The 17,057-nt window shown below is 71.5% G+C and carries 11 protein-coding genes and 1 pseudogene; 8 read left to right on the top strand and 4 right to left on the bottom strand.

Annotated elements, in window-relative coordinates:
- The first annotated feature begins 292 nt into the window (after nucleotides 1–292).
- The 3 genes from H297_RS0110775 (at nucleotide 293) to H297_RS35780 (ending at nucleotide 5,363) form a co-directional block, all read left to right on the top strand.
- Nucleotides 293–1,708 (top strand): peptidase C39 family protein, encoded by a 1,416-nt coding sequence (locus tag H297_RS0110775; protein WP_027737043.1) that lies wholly within the window; start codon nucleotides 293–295, stop codon nucleotides 1,706–1,708.
- A 421-nt stretch (nucleotides 1,709–2,129) separates the two neighbouring features.
- Entirely contained in the window at nucleotides 2,130–2,762 is a 633-nt protein-coding gene (locus H297_RS0110770; protein WP_027737042.1) for a TetR/AcrR family transcriptional regulator, read from the top strand.
- A gap of 186 nt (nucleotides 2,763–2,948) precedes the next feature.
- Complete coding sequence (locus H297_RS35780; RefSeq protein WP_037793731.1) at nucleotides 2,949–5,363, top strand: MFS transporter; 2,415 nt, start codon at nucleotides 2,949–2,951, stop codon at nucleotides 5,361–5,363.
- Nucleotides 5,364–5,841: 478 nt separating this feature from the next.
- Here the strand turns inward: H297_RS35780 and H297_RS0110760 are convergent, their stop codons facing one another.
- Together H297_RS0110760 and H297_RS0110755 are read right to left on the bottom strand one after the other, a co-directional pair.
- Entirely contained in the window at nucleotides 5,842–6,510 is a 669-nt protein-coding gene (locus tag H297_RS0110760) for a DUF1707 SHOCT-like domain-containing protein (protein WP_027737041.1), read from the bottom strand.
- Between the two features lie 219 nt (nucleotides 6,511–6,729).
- The gene (locus tag H297_RS0110755) at nucleotides 6,730–7,650 is read right to left on the bottom strand and encodes an MmyB family transcriptional regulator (RefSeq protein WP_027737040.1); all 921 of its coding nucleotides are present in this window, start codon (nucleotides 7,648–7,650) and stop codon (nucleotides 6,730–6,732) included.
- Between the two features lie 262 nt (nucleotides 7,651–7,912).
- On the opposite strand from H297_RS0110755, the gene H297_RS0110750 reads away from it, so the two are divergent.
- The 3 genes and pseudogenes from H297_RS0110750 (at nucleotide 7,913) to H297_RS35775 (ending at nucleotide 10,381) form a co-directional block, all read left to right on the top strand.
- Nucleotides 7,913–8,929 carry a zinc-dependent alcohol dehydrogenase family protein gene (locus H297_RS0110750; protein WP_027737039.1) on the top strand — a complete coding sequence of 339 codons (1,017 nt, stop codon included), beginning with the start codon at nucleotides 7,913–7,915 and terminating at the stop codon, nucleotides 8,927–8,929.
- Between the two features lie 159 nt (nucleotides 8,930–9,088).
- Nucleotides 9,089–9,856: a glucose 1-dehydrogenase gene (locus H297_RS0110740; protein WP_027737038.1), complete on the top strand. Its 768-nt coding sequence runs from the start codon at nucleotides 9,089–9,091 to the stop codon at nucleotides 9,854–9,856.
- A gap of 105 nt (nucleotides 9,857–9,961) precedes the next feature.
- Nucleotides 9,962–10,381 (top strand): annotated as a pseudogene (locus tag H297_RS35775) ((R)-mandelonitrile lyase).
- A gap of 159 nt (nucleotides 10,382–10,540) precedes the next feature.
- Here the strand turns inward: H297_RS35775 and guaD are convergent.
- Nucleotides 10,541–12,136: a guanine deaminase gene (guaD, locus tag H297_RS35770; protein WP_064744808.1), complete on the bottom strand. Its 1,596-nt coding sequence runs from the start codon at nucleotides 12,134–12,136 to the stop codon at nucleotides 10,541–10,543.
- Nucleotides 12,137–13,216: 1,080 nt separating this feature from the next.
- Between guaD and H297_RS0110725 the strand changes: the two genes are divergently transcribed.
- A complete protein-coding gene (locus tag H297_RS0110725; protein WP_027737037.1) occupies nucleotides 13,217–13,723 on the top strand; it encodes a metallophosphoesterase family protein in 507 nt (168 codons plus the stop codon).
- Nucleotides 13,724–13,789: 66 nt separating this feature from the next.
- On the opposite strand, the gene H297_RS0110720 is transcribed toward H297_RS0110725, so the two are convergent.
- On the bottom strand, nucleotides 13,790–15,112 hold the full coding sequence (locus tag H297_RS0110720) for an MFS transporter (RefSeq protein WP_027737036.1): 1,323 nt from the start codon (nucleotides 15,110–15,112) through the stop codon (nucleotides 13,790–13,792).
- Between the two features lie 182 nt (nucleotides 15,113–15,294).
- Between H297_RS0110720 and H297_RS0110715 the strand changes: the two genes are divergently transcribed.
- The gene (locus tag H297_RS0110715) at nucleotides 15,295–17,055 is read left to right on the top strand and encodes an IlvD/Edd family dehydratase (protein ID WP_051351741.1); all 1,761 of its coding nucleotides are present in this window, start codon (nucleotides 15,295–15,297) and stop codon (nucleotides 17,053–17,055) included.
- Nucleotides 17,056–17,057 lie beyond the last annotated feature (2 nt).

The raw sequence follows: 17,057 nt of genomic DNA, 5'->3' as shown, positions 1-17,057 counted from the left end.
GGCGGGCGTTGGCCGCACCGCCCCGGCCCCCGCCCTCTCGCCCGCTCCGGCCCCCCTGGACACCCACGCAATGGTCCGCGCCCGTGCCTGCCGCCACCGGCCGGGCCAATGGCGGCGGCGTGCCGGAACGCCCGAGCTCTGGCACGCGCCTGCCCGAGCCGTAATAGTGGCCTTCCGAGGCCCGGCCGCCCGGCAGTGGCACCGTCGCCTCGCCCCATCACCGACTGCCGACCGATCCGCTCACGGCGGCCCGCCCGCCGACCGACCGACCCACCGACTGGGGGCACCACGCATGACCAGCAGATCCGCCAACCGCCGCACCGTCCTGGCCGCCGCCGTCGCCGTGGCGGCTTCTGCTGCCACGGCACCCGCAGCCCTGGCAGGTGACAGCCGACCGGGCGGCACCACCGCGGCGCCCACCGGGCGGCACCACAGGCACCCAAAGCCCGGGAAGCCCGGGAAGGCGGACACCGTGGAGCTGCACGTCTGGGCCACGCGGCAGGACTGGGCCGGCGGGCAGGCCAAGGGCACCCGGGTGGGGCCGGGAAGCCGTCCCGGCATCGTCCTGGCGTCCCCCGCGGGCCGCACCGACTACACCGACCCGCACACCAAGAAGACCGCTACCTGGGAGTACGCCACCTGGACGTCGCCGCGTCACACCTGCGGGGTACCGGCCGGCGAACTGATCGCCTCCTGGAACGCCCACACCCCGAAGGGCACCTGGATCAGGACCGAACTGCAAGGCACGTACTCCGACGGCACGCGCACGCCCTGGTACACGCTGGGCGTCTGGACCTCGGGCGACGGCGACGACGTGCCGCGGCGCACCTCCGTCGACGACCAGAGCGACGGCAAGAGCACCGTCTACACCGACACCTTGTCCATCGACGACCTCGGCAGCGGCCTCCGTCTCGCCTCCTACCAGTTGCGGCTGACCCTCTACCGCACTCCGGGCCAGGAGGCCACCCCGACCGTGTGGCGGGCGGCTGCCATGTGCTCGGACGTGCCCGACCGCTTCGAGGTGCCCGCCTCCGAGCCGGGCCTGGACAAGGCCGTCGAACTGAAGGTCCCGCGCTACTCGCAGGAGATCCACAAGGGCCAGTACCCCGAGTACGACAACGGGGGAGAGGCCTGGTGCAGCCCCACGTCCTCGCAGATGATCATCGAGTACTGGGGGCGCGAGCCCACCGCCGACGACCTGGCCTGGGTCGATGCGGACTACGCCGACCCGCAGGTCTGCCACGCCGCCCGGAACACGTTCGACTACCAGTACGACGGCTGCGGCAACTGGCCCTTCAACAGCGCCTACGCCGCCACCTACCGCGACATGAACGCGGTCGTCACCCGCATGAACTCCCTGAACGACGCTGAGGAGTTCGTCGCCGCGGGACTGCCGCTGATCACGTCCCAGTCCTTCATCGAGTCCGAACTCGACGGCGCCGGATACGGTACGGCCGGCCACCTGATGACGGTCGTCGGCTTCACCGCGGACGGCGACGTCGTCGCCAACGACCCGGCCTCCCCCGACGACCCCGCGGTCCGCCACGTCTACAAGCGGCGGCAGTTCGAGAACATCTGGCTCCGTACCAAGCGCAAGGACGCCTCCGGCAAGGTGCTCAGCGGCTCCGGCGGCGTGTGCTACGTCTTCTTCCCGGTCGAGCTGACCGGTGCCCAGCAGCGTGTGCTGAGTAAGCACGGGCTGCGCTGACCCTGACGGTCCCGTGGTGGCCGCCCCGCACACGGCTGCCACCACGGGACCGACAGCGCTCGTGGCCGCCCGGCGTCAGGCGCCCGTGACAGCCGACCGTGACCGTGATCGAACGGTGCCCCAACCGGTGGGACACCTTGTGGACGGGGACCCCGCCCGTCAGGGGCACGGTGGCCCACCTGTGCCGCAGAGCGTGCGGCGCGTACGGGTGTAGGCCCAGCCGCGGGCCTCGACAGCAGGCGGTGGATCTGCTGTGGCACCTGGCCCGTGCCGATCCCGACAAGCGCCCCGAGGCGTCCGCCGACGGGGCCCCGGGCAACGAAACGTTTGCGTTTCGCTTGAGGGTGCCCTAACCTCTCCGAGGGGAACGGCCCCGTTTCGGTCCCCTTGTCGGACATCGCCGCACACAGCAAGAAAAGAAATGACCCTCCCCCTCTCCGCACCTCCGACTCCGTCTGCCGCGTCTCGCTCCGGCACGCGCCGCACCAGGCTCACACCCGAGCGGGAGAACGAGCTGTTCACCGCCGTCCTGGACCTGGTGAGGGATGTCGGCTACGAGACCATGACCATGGAGGCCGTGGCCCTCGCGTCACGGTGCAGCAAGGCCACCCTGTACCGGCAGTGGCGGGACAAGCCCTGCCTGGTGGCGGCTGCCCTGCGGCACATGCGCCCCTTCCGCCTCGACCATCTGGACACCGGCTCGCTGCGCGGCGACCTGTACGAACTCGCACGAAGAATGGGCGGAGCCACCAAGGACCTCGACCTGATGCGCGGCGTCGTCCTCGCCATCCGCAAGGACGCGGACCTCGCGGAGGCGGTGCACGCGGCGCTCGTCCAGCCGGAGATCGACGTGCTGGACGCGATCCTGGAACGCGCCGTCGCACGGGGGGAGACGGACCCCTCCAATCCCGCAGCCGCTTTCCTTTCGCACATGATCAGCGGAGCCGTCTTCTCCCGGCCGATGCTGGAACAACGTGAAGCAGACGCCACCTACCTGGTGCGCTATCTGGACGCCGTCATCCTCCCGGCACTGACGCGGACCCCCACCCCGTAAGGCCACACGGCAGCCCTCCGGCACGCAGCATCCCCGCGACGGGGCGGGGCGGTGCGCACGCTGCGGGACCGTACCGGCACAGCAGCGCACCGGCGCCGACCCCGATCCGACGCGGACCAACCGAACGCCTGGCCCAGCGGCCCGAGACGGCCGCCTGGACCGACCCGAGAACGAGCGGGACCACGCATGTCAACGACTTCCCTCGACACCCGCGCCGACGGCGCTCCACCGCACGAGCCGACACCCGCGACCCCGGCGGAGCCGGCCCCCCACCACGTGCCGAACCGCTGGTGGGTCCTGGTCGTGATCGGCCTGGCCCAGCTCATGGTGGTGCTCGACGCCACCATCGTGAACATCGCGCTGCCCTCGGCCCAGCAGGACCTGGGCTTCAGCAACGACGGCAGGCAGTGGGTCGTCACTGCGTACTCCCTGGCCTTCGGCAGCCTCCTGCTGCTCGGCGGGCGGCTGGCCGACCTGCTCGGGCGCAAGACCACCCTGCTCGTCGGTCTCGTCGGCTTCGCCGGCTCCTCGGCGCTGGCCGGGGCCGCCGGTGACTTCTCCGTGCTGGTCATCGGGCGGGCCCTGCAGGGTATCTTCGGCGCCGTGCTCGCGCCGTCCGCGCTCTCCCTGCTGACCACGACCTTCATCGACCCGAAGGAACGCGCAAAGGCCTTCGGCGTCTTCGGTGCCATCGCCGGCTCCGGCGGTGCGCTGGGGATGCTGCTGGGCGGCGTGCTCACCGAGCACCTGAACTGGCGCTGGACCCTGTACGTCAACCTTGTCATCGCCGCGATCGCCCTCGTCGGCACGCTGCTGTTCGTCCGCCGCCCCGCCGCCGCGCAGCGGCCCAGGCTGGACCTGCTGGGGACGCTGCTGATCTCCGCAGGGCTGTTCTGCGTCGTCTTCGGCTTCTCCAACGCCGAGACGCACTCGTGGGGCAACTGGATGTGCTGGGTCTTCCTCGCCGGCGGCGCCGTGGTGATCGTGCTGTTCGGCCTGTGGCAGACGCGCGCGAAGAACCCGCTGCTGCCGCTGCGGGTGTTCGCGGACCGGAACCGGAGCGCGTCCTTCGCCTCGGTGTTCATCTCCGGCGCCGGTATGTTCGGCGTCTTCCTCTTCCTCACCTACTACCTGCAGCAGATCCAGGGCTTCACGCCCGTCAAGACCGGCCTCTCCTTCCTGCCGATGATCGGTCTGCTGATGGTGGTGGCGCAGGTCTCCACGACCGTGCTCATCCCCAAGATCGGTCCCAAGCCGATAGTGCCGCTCGGCATGGCGCTCTCCGCCGGGGGTCTGGTCCTGCTCACGGAGCTGGACCTGGGCAGCTCCTACGCGCCGCACGTCCTGCCGTCCCTGCTGCTGCTCGGCGCGGGTTTGGGCCTGGTGATGCCGCCGGCGATGAGTCTCGCAACCCTCGGCGTCGCGCCCAACGACCAGGGCGTGGCCTCGGCGGCCATCAACACCATGCAGCAGGTGGGCGGTTCGATCGGTACCGCGCTGTTCAGCACCGCTGCCTCCAGCGCGGTCACCGACTACATGAAGGGCCGCGCGCCGACGAAGCTCAATGTGGCCAACGCGAGCCTGCACAGTTACGCCACGGCGTACTGGTGGGCGGCCGGGTTCTTCGCCGCGGGGCTCCTGGTCACGCTGTTCCTCTACCGGCGCGGCCGCCCGCACGCGGCCGCGCATGCCGCGCCGCGGGAACAGCCGGCGCAGGCAGCCGAGCCGGAAGACCGGACGGCCACGGTGGCCGCGCCGTCGTCCCCGGCTCCGGCGGCTCCGGCCGCGCCGGCTCCGGACGCCTCCGCCTCGGCGGTCCCGCCCGGGCCCGATCCGGCCGGGATGTCCGGGCCGGGGATCCGGGGCCGGGTGGTGGACGAGGCCGGCTCTCCCGTGCCCGGTGCCGCGGTCACCCTCATCGACCCGTCGGGCCGCCAGCTCGCCCTCGCCACCGCCGGGCACGACGGCCGGTACGGAGTGCAGGCGCCGGACGCCGGCAGCTACATCCTGGTCGGCTCCGCCACGGGCCGGCAGCCCCGGGTGATCACCCTCACCGTGCAGGGGGTGCCCCTCGACCACGACGTGGTGCTGGCCGGCGGCAGCGGCCTGACCGGTACGGTCCTCGCCGACGCCGAACCCGTCGCGGAAGCACTGGTGGTGGTCACCGACGCCTACGGAGAGGTCGCGCAGGCGGTCACGTCCGCCGGCGACGGCGCCTACCGGCTCACCGAACTGGCCCCGGGCAGCTACACGTTGACGGCCAGCGCGACCGGCTTCCAGCCCTTCACCAGCGCCGTGGAGGTCGGCGCGGGCGCCCTCACCCGGCAGGACGCCCACCTGCGGTCGGCGGCGGTGTTGCGCGGCATCGTGCGCGGTCCGGACGGCGCCCCGCTGGCGGACGCCCGCGTCTCCCTGCTGGACGCGGCGGGCAACGCGATCGCACTCCGCACGACCGGCAGCGACGGCGCGTACGCCTTCACCGACCTGATGGAGGCGCAGTACACGTTGGTCGCCAGCGGCTACCCGCCGACCGTCACGCATCTGACGGTCACCGGCGGCGGCAGGGACGGCTTCGACCTGGAGCTGGAACACACCGACTGACGGCACGTCGCCCAACGACGACAGGGGGCGGACCCGCGCGCGGGCCCGCCCCCTGTCGTCGTTCCGCACCTCAGAAGCGAGGCGTGCGGCGCTCGCGGTGAGAGGAGAGGCCCTCGCGCCAGCTCACGGGCCACCTCCCGCGCTGTGGGCGGGAGTTCCTCGCCCTCCACGCACAGGGGAACCAGCCCGACCCGCTACTCCTCCGCCTCCTCGCCCATGACGGGCGGCATGTCAACAGGTGTTACTCGGCCTGCGCCATCTCGGAGAGCGGCGGACGGCACATCGCCGCATGATCCCCCGCGGCCACGCCGAGCCGCGTGTGTACCCGTCGGTGCTCTGGCCGCGCCGCACACGGCTGCCGCCACGGGAGCGACAGTGCTCGTGGCGGTCCGGCGCCAGGTGCCGGGCGTTCCCGGAGCTCCCCCGGGGGACGGAGCCGCTTGCTGATGCGTCGTGCGCGGGGCTGCCGGCGAGGACGTCAGGCGCCTGCGGAAGGGGGAGCGGGCCTGCGCAGCAGCCGTTGCCAGAACGTTCGCTGCCGGGACCGCACCACCACCTTGCCGTGGGTCTTCTGGCCGACCAGTTCGACCCGCAGCGTGGTCGGTGTCTCGGGTGGTGTCCGCTTGCGGTGGTCGCTGAGCTTGCAGTGGACCAGGGACAGGCCGTCGACATCGACCTCGATACCGGGCCTCGTGACCAGCGTCAGGGTTTTCCCCGTCATGGCCACGTCGATCCGCAGGGTGTTCTGCGTGACCACCGCCTCGGTGAGATCGAGTGTCACGTCGCACCAGGTCACCGCCAGCTCCAGCCGCCGCGGCAGTACCCAGCGGCCCGTCCGCCGGACTCCGCCGCTGAAGACCTGCTCGATCCGGACGACGTCCTTGGCCTCTGCGGTCTCCGGCGAGGTGCCGTCAGCGGTGGCCGAGTGGGCCGGCAGGTCGGTGGTGAGCACGGCCAGTTCGCGCAGAGTCCGGGCCGACAGGGCGGTCTCCAAGCGCTCGTCCAACTCCTCGGCGGTCAGCAGCCCGTCCCCCGCCGCGAGCCGCAGCACATCCACCACCCGGTCCCGGTCCGCATGAGAGGCGCGCAGCTCGGGCGATGCGCCCGGGCCGGAGTGCTTCCCGGTGGGTGAGATCTCTCCCGACATGCTTCCGCCCCGGTCCCGTCCCCGTCTCCACCCGACGCAGGCAACGGCGCCGGCGGCCTCAGCGGTCGCTTCGGCCTCGCTGGAGAACCTAGCGGTCACCGAACCGCGCTGACAACGCGCAGTCCTCGCCGAGACAGCACAGACCCCGGACACGCACGGGCGCTGGGACCGGGACGGCCCCTGCCAGCTGATCGTCCGGCGGAGCAAGGGCGGCCGCGGTCACGGCAGCCACTGGTCGGCAGCCGGCTGGTCGGTGGTCGGCTGTGGGGCGGGGGAGCCGGTGTCTTCGGCGGCGGTCCAGGAGGCGAGCAGCCGGAGCCCTTCTTCGGAGGGTGAGCCCGGCTCGGCGGTGTAGACGGTCAGGGTGAGGCCGGGTTCGGCGGCCATTTCCAGGCCCTCGAAGGCGAGGGTGAGGTCGCCGACGAGGGCGTGCCGGAAACGCTTGGTGCCGGTTCCGTGGTGGCGGACGTCGTGGGCGCCCCAGCGGGTGCGGAACTCCTCGCTGCGGGTGGACAGCTCGCCGACGAGGTCGTGCAGGTCCTTGTCGTACGGAGCCCGTCCCGCCTCGGTCCGCAGGATGGCCACCGCCATGTCGGCGAACAGATCCCAGTCGGGGTAGAAGCGCCGCGAGGCGGGGTCCAGGAACTGGAAACGGGCGAGGTTCTCCTGGTCACAGGGTGTGGCGTAGAGGTCGGAGTAGAAGGCGCGGGCCAGCGGGTTGGCCGCGAGGATGTCCATGCGGCCGTTGCGGACGAAGGCGGGCCCGGCGGTGACCGCGTCCAGGACCCATTGCAGGCTGCGGTGCGGTGTCCACTGCCGGCTCGTGGTGCGGCGCCGGGGGCGGGTGAGGGCGTCGGAGCCGTCGGCGGCCTGCGCCAGGTGGAGCAGATGGGCACGCTCGGCGTCGTCGAGCTGGAGGGCACGGGCCACCGCTTCCAGGACGGCGGGGGAGACGCCGGCGAGGTTGCCGCGCTCCAGCTTGGCGTAGTACTCGACGCTGACGTCGGCCAGCGTGGCGACCTCGCTCCTGCGCAGCCCCGGCACGCGCCGACGGCTGCCGGAGGGCAGCCCGGCCCGCTCCGGGGTGATCTTGGCTCGCCGCGAGGTCAGGAACTCGCGGACCTCTTCACGGTTGTCCACACCCTCGACGGTACGACTCGTTCGGGCAGTGAGGGATGCACTGCTGGTACACCTCTCATTGGTGACTCGCTACCCGCGCGATACGGCGTTTCCCTGGATGACACGGCGCTCGATCTCCGACCCGGAACCCCGGGAGGGCCGGGCGCCGGACCCGGGAGCCGGGCGGCAGCGTCGCCGCCCGTCCCGGGCGGGAACCGCATCCGGCGGCCACCGGTACGCCCCGTGTACCGGACGCCTCAGTACGTAAGGAAGTACCTTTCTCATGCGCGGAGCAGTGATCCACGCCCCCGGCGATGTGCGCTTCGAGACCGTTGACGACGCCAGGATCCTCAAGCCGACCGACGCGGTCATCCGCACCGCGGTGACCTGTGTGTGCGGTTCGGACCTGTGGCCCTACCGGGGTGCCGAGCCGACCGATGCGGCGCACCCGATGGGCCACGAGTACGTCGGCTTCGTGGAGGAGGTCGGGTCGGAGGTGACCTCGGTGCAGCCCGGGCAGTTCGTGGTCGGGTCGTTCGCGACCTCGGACAACACGTGCGCGAACTGCCTGGGCGGCTTCCAGTCGAGCTGCCTGGACGTCGAGTTCATGTCCACCTGCCAGGCCGAGTACGTGCGCATACCCAACGCCCAGGGCACCCTCGTCGCCACCGACGGGGTGCCGGGTGAGGAGTTGTGGCCGGGCCTGCTGGCCGTCTCCGACGTGATGGGCACCGGCTGGTGGGCCGCCGAGGCCGCCCAGGTGAAGCCCGGCTCCACCGCCGTGGTCGTCGGCGACGGCGCGGTCGGCCTGTGTGGCGTGATCGCCGCGAGAGAGTTCGGCGCGGAGCGGATCATCGCCATGTCGCGCCACGAGCCGCGCCAGCAGCTCGCGCGGGAGTTCGGCGCCACCCACATCGTCACCGAGCGTGGCGAGGAGGGCGCCGCCCGGATCAGGGAGCTGACCGGCGGGATCGGCGCGGACTCCGTTCTGGAGTGCGTGGGCACCGCCCAGGCCATGCAGCAGGCCCTGCACTCCACCCGCCCCGGCGGCAGCGTCGGCTTCGTCGGCGTCCCGCACGAGGTGGCCGTCGACGGACAGGAGCTGTTCTTCTCCCACGTCGGTCTGCGCGGCGGACCGGCGCCCGTACGCCGCTACCTCCCCGATCTGATCGACCGCGTCCTGACCGGCCGGATCGACCCGGGCAAGGTCTTCGACCTCACCCTCCCCTTGGAGCAGGTCGCCGAGGGGTACCGGGCCATGGACGAGCGCCGCGCCGTCAAGACCCTCCTCACGCCCTGACCGCCCAGCGGCGAAGGGGCCGGGCCTCCACACCCGGCCCCTCCCGCATCCCGTACCCGTCTCCCTGGCGAAGGGCCCCCTCCGCGACCACCGCCCTCCTCGCCGCGGCCCCGATGCGACACCGGCCCACCTGCTGTACACCCCACCCGGAGGACGAACATGAACCCCACCTACGACTTCACCGGCCAGGTCGCCCTCGTCACCGGTGCCGGGGCCGGCATGGGCCTGGCCACCGCCCGTGCCTACGCCCGGTCCGGTGCCGCCGTCGTCCTGGCCGACCTCGACGAGGAGAACCTGCGCAAGGCGGCCGACGAGCTGACCTCCGGCGGCCACCAGGTGCTTGCCGCCCTCTGCGACGTCTCCGACGAGGAGCAGGTCGCCGCCCTCGTGGAGCAGACGGTGACCACCTACGGGCGCCTGGACACGGCCTTCAACAACGCCGGCATCATGCTCCCGCCGGCCGACGCAGCCGACGAGGACGCCGGGGCCTTCGACCGGGTCAACGCCGTCAACCTGCGCGGCGTGTGGGCGTGCATGAAGCACGAGCTGCGCCAGATGCGCACGCAGGGCAGCGGCGCGATCGTCAACTGCTCCTCGCTCGGCGGCCTTGTCGGCAACCCCGGACGCGCCTCCTACCACGCCACCAAGCACGGCGTCATCGGCCTCACCCGCAGCGCGGCCATCGAATACGCCCCGCGCGGCGTCCGCATCAACGCCGTGTGTCCCGGCACGATGGAGACCCCGATGGTCGCCGACATGATCGACAAGGGGGAACTCGACCCCGAGGCCGCCGCAGCGGACGCCCCCATCGGCCGCCTGGGCACCGCCGAGGAGATCGCCGAAGCCGTGCTGTGGCTCAACAGCCCCGCCGCCGGCTACGTCGTCGGCGTCGCCCTCCCCGTCGACGGCGGCTACGTCGCCCGATGAGACCGCCGCACGGACGCCGCAGCGTCCGTCGCCCCGTCCACCGCAACCTCACCCCGCAGCACCGCCCCTCCCGACACCCGCCTCCAGGCAACCAGGAGAAGCACCATGGAGTTCGTCAAGCCCCAGCCCACCGGCAAGGGTCCCGAGGACCGGTTCGACGGAGACGTCTAATTCGACGTCGTCCACGCGGGCCAGGAGCCCTCCCGGATCCGCGCCAACATGGTGCGCTTCGCCCCCGGCGCCCGCACCGCCTGGCACCACCACGCCGTCGGCCAGACCCTCCACGTCATGGCCGGCGTCGCCCTGATCGGTACCCGCGACGGCACCGTCTACGAAGCCCGCCCCGGTGAGACGGTGACCTGCCCGCCCGGCGAGGAGCACTGGCACGGCGCCACCGAGGAGAACTTCATGCAGCACCTCGCCCTGTGGGACGGCACCGCCCCCGACGACGACCGGCCCGAGACGACCTGGCTGGAGCACGTCACCGACGAGCAGTACAACGCCGTGCGCACCCGCAGCCACTGAGCAGCGGGCGTCACCGCTGCCACGCGCTCCGCCCGCGAGACGGGACTGCCTCAGCGGGCCCGGCCGGACGTCGCGGCCGGACCGGAGCAGGGACGAAGACCGGCCACGACGGAGCTCCCGCACGTGGCGCCGGCGAGTCCTCCCCCGTGGGGAGCGACGTCAGACGGTGGGCAGCGGCTGCTGTCGGGGGATCCAGCGCTCCTTCGCGTAGGCCTGCTGCTCGTAGGCGAGCTGTCCCATGATGTAGGTCTCCTTTACGACCCGGTCGTCGGCCAAGGTCATCAGCGCGAAGAGCTTCTCGTGCCACTTGTCGAGCAGGCTCCGCTGGTTTCCCTTGACGTCCCTCGGCTCGACGTTTTCGAGGCGGCGCTTGATCACCGGGGTCGCGGCCAGGTCGAGCACCACGAAGTCCGCCTCGTTGCCGGGCCGGAACGAGCCGATACCGGGCCCGCCCAGGCCCTTGTTCTCCTCGTACGGCTTGTCGAGGTAGAGCGCCCGGGCTCCGCCGAGGGTCGCGAGATAGAAGGCCCTCCAGGCGGTCAGCTTCGGGTACGGGTTCACCCATCCCTCCGGCCGGGGCTCGGACACCGGCGGGTTGTACTTGTCAGGGACGTGGTTCAGCGCCTCCATCGCCTGCGCCTTGTAGGCCGCGCCGAGCGTGTGCAGGATCGAGTAGTTGGTGCCGCCGCCGCAGTCGGTGCCCATGCCGACCCGGACGCCCTTGTCGATCGCGTCCACCAGGTTGTGCACACCGCTGCCGAGGAAGAAGTTGGACGTCGGGCAGTGTGCGATCGTGGCACCGCCCTTGGCCAGCAGCTTCCGGTCGTCGCCGTCGATGGTGACGCAGTGTGCATACAGCGCCCGCTCGCGGAGCAGCCCGAACTTCTCGTACGCCTGGGTGTAGGTGCCCACGTCGAACTTGCGGCGGGCGATGGACTCTTCTTCCAGGTTCTCCGACAGGTGCGTTTGCAGCCACAACGGCTTGCCTTGCTGGTCGTACTCGTCCATCAGATCGGAGCACATCTGCAGCATGGAGTCGCTGCATGTCATGGCGAACCGCGGAGTGACCGCATAGAGAAGGCGGCCCTTCCCGTGCCATTTCTCGATCAGGTCGACGTTCTGCCGGCGGGCGTCCGCGATGCTCTTGTCGAACTGGTTCTCCGGAAGGAGCGCGTTCTTGGGCGGCTGGTCCTGGACCACCTTGCCGGTGAGCACGCGCATGTTGCGTTTGAGCGCCTCCTGGAAGAAGCCCTCGGCGGACTGCCAGGGTGTACTCGACAGCACAAGACCGGTTGTGGTGCCCGCACTGAGCAGCGTGTCGAGGAAGAAGCGGGCGATCTCCTTGGCGTGGTCCAGATCCTCGAACTTCGCCTCGGCGGGCCAGATGTACTTCTCCAGCCACTGCAGAACCTGGTCGCCGTATCCGCCGATCGCATCCATCTGGACGTAGTGGATGTGGGTGTCGATGAAGCCGGGCGTGATCAGACAGTTGTGGAATTCCCTGAGCTGACCGGAATCCCGCCAGTGCCCGTACTTGGACTCCGACCACGCATCGGTGAACTCCACTTTTCCCTCGGCGGAGATCACCAATAGGCCGTCAGGAAAGAATCGCATCGCGGCATCGGGGCCGTCCGTCTCCGGCTCGAGGGACTGGCCGGGGTCACCGGTGAAATCGAGGATCGCAGCTCGGTATGCCGTGCGCGTACGTGCGTCCGTGTCCTGCGGTGACTGTGCGGACTGGGCTTCTTTCGTCATACTCACTTCTGCTTCCGGCTAGTGACGGCAAGAGAGCCGCTCGCTGGCGTGGCAACCTTGCGGCCGAGCGACAGGGGCCGCGCCCGGCGGGGGAGTCCGCCGACCCCCGCGCGAGCGATCGGGGCGTGGATGCGCTGAACTGCAGGGACCGCGGCGGGACTTGATGAGCCGAGTTGTTTCGCAAGCTGCTTGTCGATTCACCTTATCCTCGCGGATGCGGCGATCAGTGGGCCTGGAATGGGGCGTCTCATGGGCGGTCTCCGCAATCGCCGGGGTGGCGGACTCAGCAGCACTGAGGAGTAGACAGGCAGACGTGGGGTGGGGGCACGGGACCGAAGACATGAAAATCTCCGCAGGTCAGGATCGGCTCTTCGTAGGCTCCTACAGGACCGTCCGACCACGCACCGTGACGACACGTCCGCCTTCAGTCGTAAGGGCCTCTCTCGCCCCTCCGCGCATGTCAGCGGACAGCAGGCCGAGGAGACGGGAGATGTGCAGGTCGCAGGCGTGCGGAACGGCACGGGAGCCCGAGGCGCCAGGCCTGCCGGACCGCTGATGCGCTGTGACGGCGACGTGGACGCCTGGGGGCGGCGGCCGACGTGTACAACCCGGCACCCCGTCCCCGATGCGAACGCCGAGCGAGGAACAGGACCGCGCGCCGCGGAGGTCCGGGCCGCAGAAGTTTGCCCGCCCGCCTCTCCGGGACGGGCGGCTTTCCGGCGTACGCGGCTTTCCGTGACGATTCCTGGAGGAGCACCAACGGGAATCCCGGCTCGGCGCGGATCTTCGTCGGTGGTCGCGGCGGCCCGTCGAGAGCAGTACGGGAACAAGGGTCGTCGAGGCGAGCACCCGTCCTGCGAGACCGGCTCTTCGGCGTGCGGCGGACTCGGAAAGCGGCAACAAAGCATGAGGAGCCGCGCCGCACAGCGCCCCGGGGCATCGCCCAACCAGCCGGCGCGCAGCCGCACGGTATTCGGTACGGGCGGTCCCGTGAAGTCACGAGGGCCTGAGAGCGCCGTGCGCTCGCACGGCGTGCCCTGCCACCGGGCGGGGCGCGGTGCCGTCCGCTACGGTCGGCGGGTGCGCCTTCTGCTCATGTCCGACACGCATCTGCCCAAGCGGGCCAGGCACCTGCCGGCGCAACTGCTGGCCGAGTTGCCGCGGGCCGACGTCGTCGTGCACGCGGGAGACTGGGTGGACGTCGCCACCCTGGACCTGCTGGCGTCGCGGGCGCGGCGGGTGATCGGTGTGTACGGCAACAACGACGGCCCCGAACTGCGGGCCCGGCTGCCGGAGGTGGCGTACGCGCGACTGGCGGGCCTGCGCTTCGGTGTCGTCCACGAGACGGGGGCGGCGCAGGGGCGGGAGCGCCGCTGCGCCGCCCGCTTTCCCGACCTGGACGTCCTGGTCTTCGGGCACAGCCACATCCCGTGGGACAGCACGACGGAGGACGGGCGGCTGCGGCTGCTGAATCCGGGTTCGCCGACGGACCGGCGGCGCCAGCCGCACTGCACGTACATGACCGCCGAGGCGACGGACGGGCGCCTTGCCGGAGTGGAGCTGCACCGGCTCCCGCTGCGCCGGTGAGCACGGCCCGCCACCGCTGGTGCCGCCCGGCGGAAGCAGCCGCGGATCTGCGTGTGCGCGCGTCGGTCACGCGGGGCCGGCGGTGTCCGGGAGCGGGGGAGTGCGGGTGACCACCTCGCCCCGCTCGACCAGCCGTTTGATGCCGTACGTGGCGACAGCGGCCACCGCCATGGCCGCGACCAGGAACCACAGCCCGGTGACGGCGGAACCCGTACGGTCGACGACGACGCCGATCCCCATGGGGCCGAAGCCGCCGCCCAGATTCCCCACCGCGTTGATCATCGCGATGCCGGAGGCCGCCTGCACCCCCGTCAGGAAGCGCGAGGGCAGTGACCACAGGACCGGCTGGCCGGCGTAGATGCCCACGGCCGCGAGGCTCATCAGCGCGATCTGCACCACGTGGTCGTCCACCAGCGCGGTGGCGGCCAGACCGAGTGCGCCGACAGCGGCGGTACCGGCGATCCAGGGGTAACGGGACCCGGTGCGGTCGGCGAGCTTCGGGATCACGTACAGACCGGCCGCGACGAACACGTACGGGACGGCGGTGACGAAGCCGGTGGCGGTCGAGGAGAGGCCGCCGAAGCTGTCGACGATGGTCGGCAGCCAGAAGCTCAACCCGTAGGCGCCCAGCGGGAAGCAGAGGTAGAACAGGGACATCAGCACCACCCGCCGGTCCCGCAGGGAGCGCAGGGCGCCCGCCTCCTTCGTCGTGTCGTCGCCGCCGAGGGCGTCGGCCTCGGCGGCGAGTTCACCGGCTATCCAGGCTTTCTGCGCGTCGTCCAGCCAGCGCACCGGGGCGGGTCCGTCGGGCAGGACGGCGAGCGTGACGAAGCCGAGCAGCACGGCCGGGACGCCCGTCGCGACGAAGATCCACTGCCAGCCGGCGAGGCCGAGGGTCCCGTCCAGGTCGTCCAGCGTGCCCAGGACCGGGTTGCCCAGCACGAAGGCGAGCGGCTGGGACATCATGAACCAGCCGGTCATGCGGGCCCGGTAGCGGTACGGGTACCACTTGGTGAGGAAGTACAGGACACCCGGGTAGAAGCCGGCCTCCGCGGCGCCGAGCAGGAAGCGGGCCGCGTAGAACTGCCAGTCGGTGGTGACCAGCGCGGTCAGCGCGGTGACCAGCCCCCACGTGATCATGATGCGGGTGAACCAGCGGCGTGCACCGTACCGCTCCAGGAAGAGGTTGCCGGGCACCTCGAAGACGGCGTAGGCGACGAAGAACGCCACTTGCCCGAGAGTGAAGGCGGCGCTGGAGAGCCCGAGTTCGTCCTGGAGGGTCAGTTTGGCGAAGCCGACGTTCGAGCGGTCGACGTAGGCGACCAGGTAGAGCAGCACGAGGAACGGCATCAGCCGCCAGGTCACCGCTCCCATCACCCTGCGTTCCATGGGCGTCCCTCCGGTGGAGTCGATCCTCTTCGATCAGTCCGCTGAACGGCCGCCGACGCTATCGTGCTTTGATAGCACCATTGAAGGCCGAGGCGGGGCACAGCTTGGTCACGGGGCGGGCCACGGCACCGCAGCCGCCTCGCCCGCTCCCCTCGCGACGACGCAGACAGGAAGGGCACCGCATGACAGCGCCGAACGACCAGCCCCCGGCAGCCCGGTCCGAGGCGCGCCCGCCGCTGCGCAGCCGGTCATGGTTCGGTGACGGCGGCAAGAACGGCTTCATCGCCCGCCACCACCTGCGGGCCATGGGCCGCGGCGGTCACAACTTCGACGGCCGGCCCGTCGTCGGCATCTGCAACACCTACTCCGAACTGACCCCGTGCAACGGCCATCTGAGGATCCTCGCGGGGGCCGTGCAGCGCGGGGTGTTGCAGGCGGGCGGCTTCCCGCTGGAGTTCCCCGCCATGTCGCTCGGCGAACCGTTCCTGCGGCCGACCTCGATGCTCTACCGCAACCTGGCGGCCATGGAGATCGAGGAGCAGATCCGGGCCAACCCGGTGGACGCCGTCGTGCTGCTCACCGGATGCGACAAGACTACTCCCGCCGCGCTGATGGGCGCCGCCAGCGCGGGCGTGCCCGCGCTCGTCCTCACGGGCGGGCCGATGCTCAACGGCCGCTTCCAGGGGCGGGACGTGGGTTCCGGCACCGACATCTGGCGGATGACGGAGGAACTGCGGGCCGGAACGGTCACGCAGGAGGAGTTCACCGAGTTCGAGTCGTCGCTCAACCGGTCCGCGGGCCACTGCATGACCATGGGCACCGCCTCCACGATGGCCTGTCTGACCGAGGCGCTCGGCATGATGCTGCCGGGCGGCTCCGGGCTGCCCGCCGTGGACGCCAGGCGGGGCACGCTCGCCGAGGAGTCCGGCGCCCGCGCGGTGGAACTCGCGGGCAGCGACCTCACCCCGCGGCGCATCATGACCCGCGAGGCGTTCGAGAACGCGATCCGCGTCAACGCGGCGATCGGCGGCTCCACCAACGCGGTCGTGCACCTGCTCGCCCTCGCCGGGCGGCTCGACGTGCCCCTCTCGCTGGACGACTTCGACCGGCTCGGTGCGCAACTGCCCCTGCTGGTCGACCTGATGCCCTCGGGGCGGTTCCTGATGGAGGAGTTCGCCTACGCGGGCGGGCTGCCGGCGCTCGTCAACGATCTGCGCGACCAGCTCCACGCGAACACCGTGACGGTCACCGGTCGCACCCTCCTCGACAACTGCGCGGGGGCCCGGGTGTACGACCGTGAGGTGATCCGCCCGCAGGAGCGGCCCGTCCAGCCCGCCGGGAGCGGTACGGCCGTCGTGCGGGGCAACCTCGCCCCGGACGGCGCGGTGATCAAACAGTCCGCCGCGGCCCCGCACCTTCTCGACCACACCGGACCGGCGCTGGTCTTCGACGCCCTCGACGACTACCTGGCGGTCATCGAGGACCCCGCTCTCGACGTGACCCCCGAGACGGTGCTGGTCGTACGGAACACCGGTCCGCGCGGCTACCCCGGCATGCCCGAGGTCGGCAACGTCGCGCTGCCGAAGAAACTGCTCGACGCCGGGGTGCGCGACATGGTGCGGATATCCGACGCCCGCATGTCCGGGACCGCCTTCGGCACCTGCGTCCTGCACGTGGCACCGGAGGCGGCCGTCGGGGGACCGCTGGCCCTCGTCCGCACCGGCGACCAGGTGCGCCTGGACGTCCGCGGGCGGCGGCTCGACGTGCTGGTCGGCGAGGCGGAGCTGCGGCGCCGCCGGTCGGAGTGGCAGCCACCGCCGCCGCCGGCGACGCGCGGCTGGACCTGGCTCCACATCCAGCACGTCACCCAGGCCGACACCGGCGCCGACCTCGACTTCCTGCGCGGCGCCACCGACCCGACACCGCCCCGCCAGGCCTTCTGAGG

It is taken from the genome of Streptomyces sp. CNT360 (assembly GCF_000424785.1).
The sequence above is the reverse complement of the archived record's forward strand: the minus strand, read 5'-3'. Positions and strand labels throughout refer to the sequence as shown.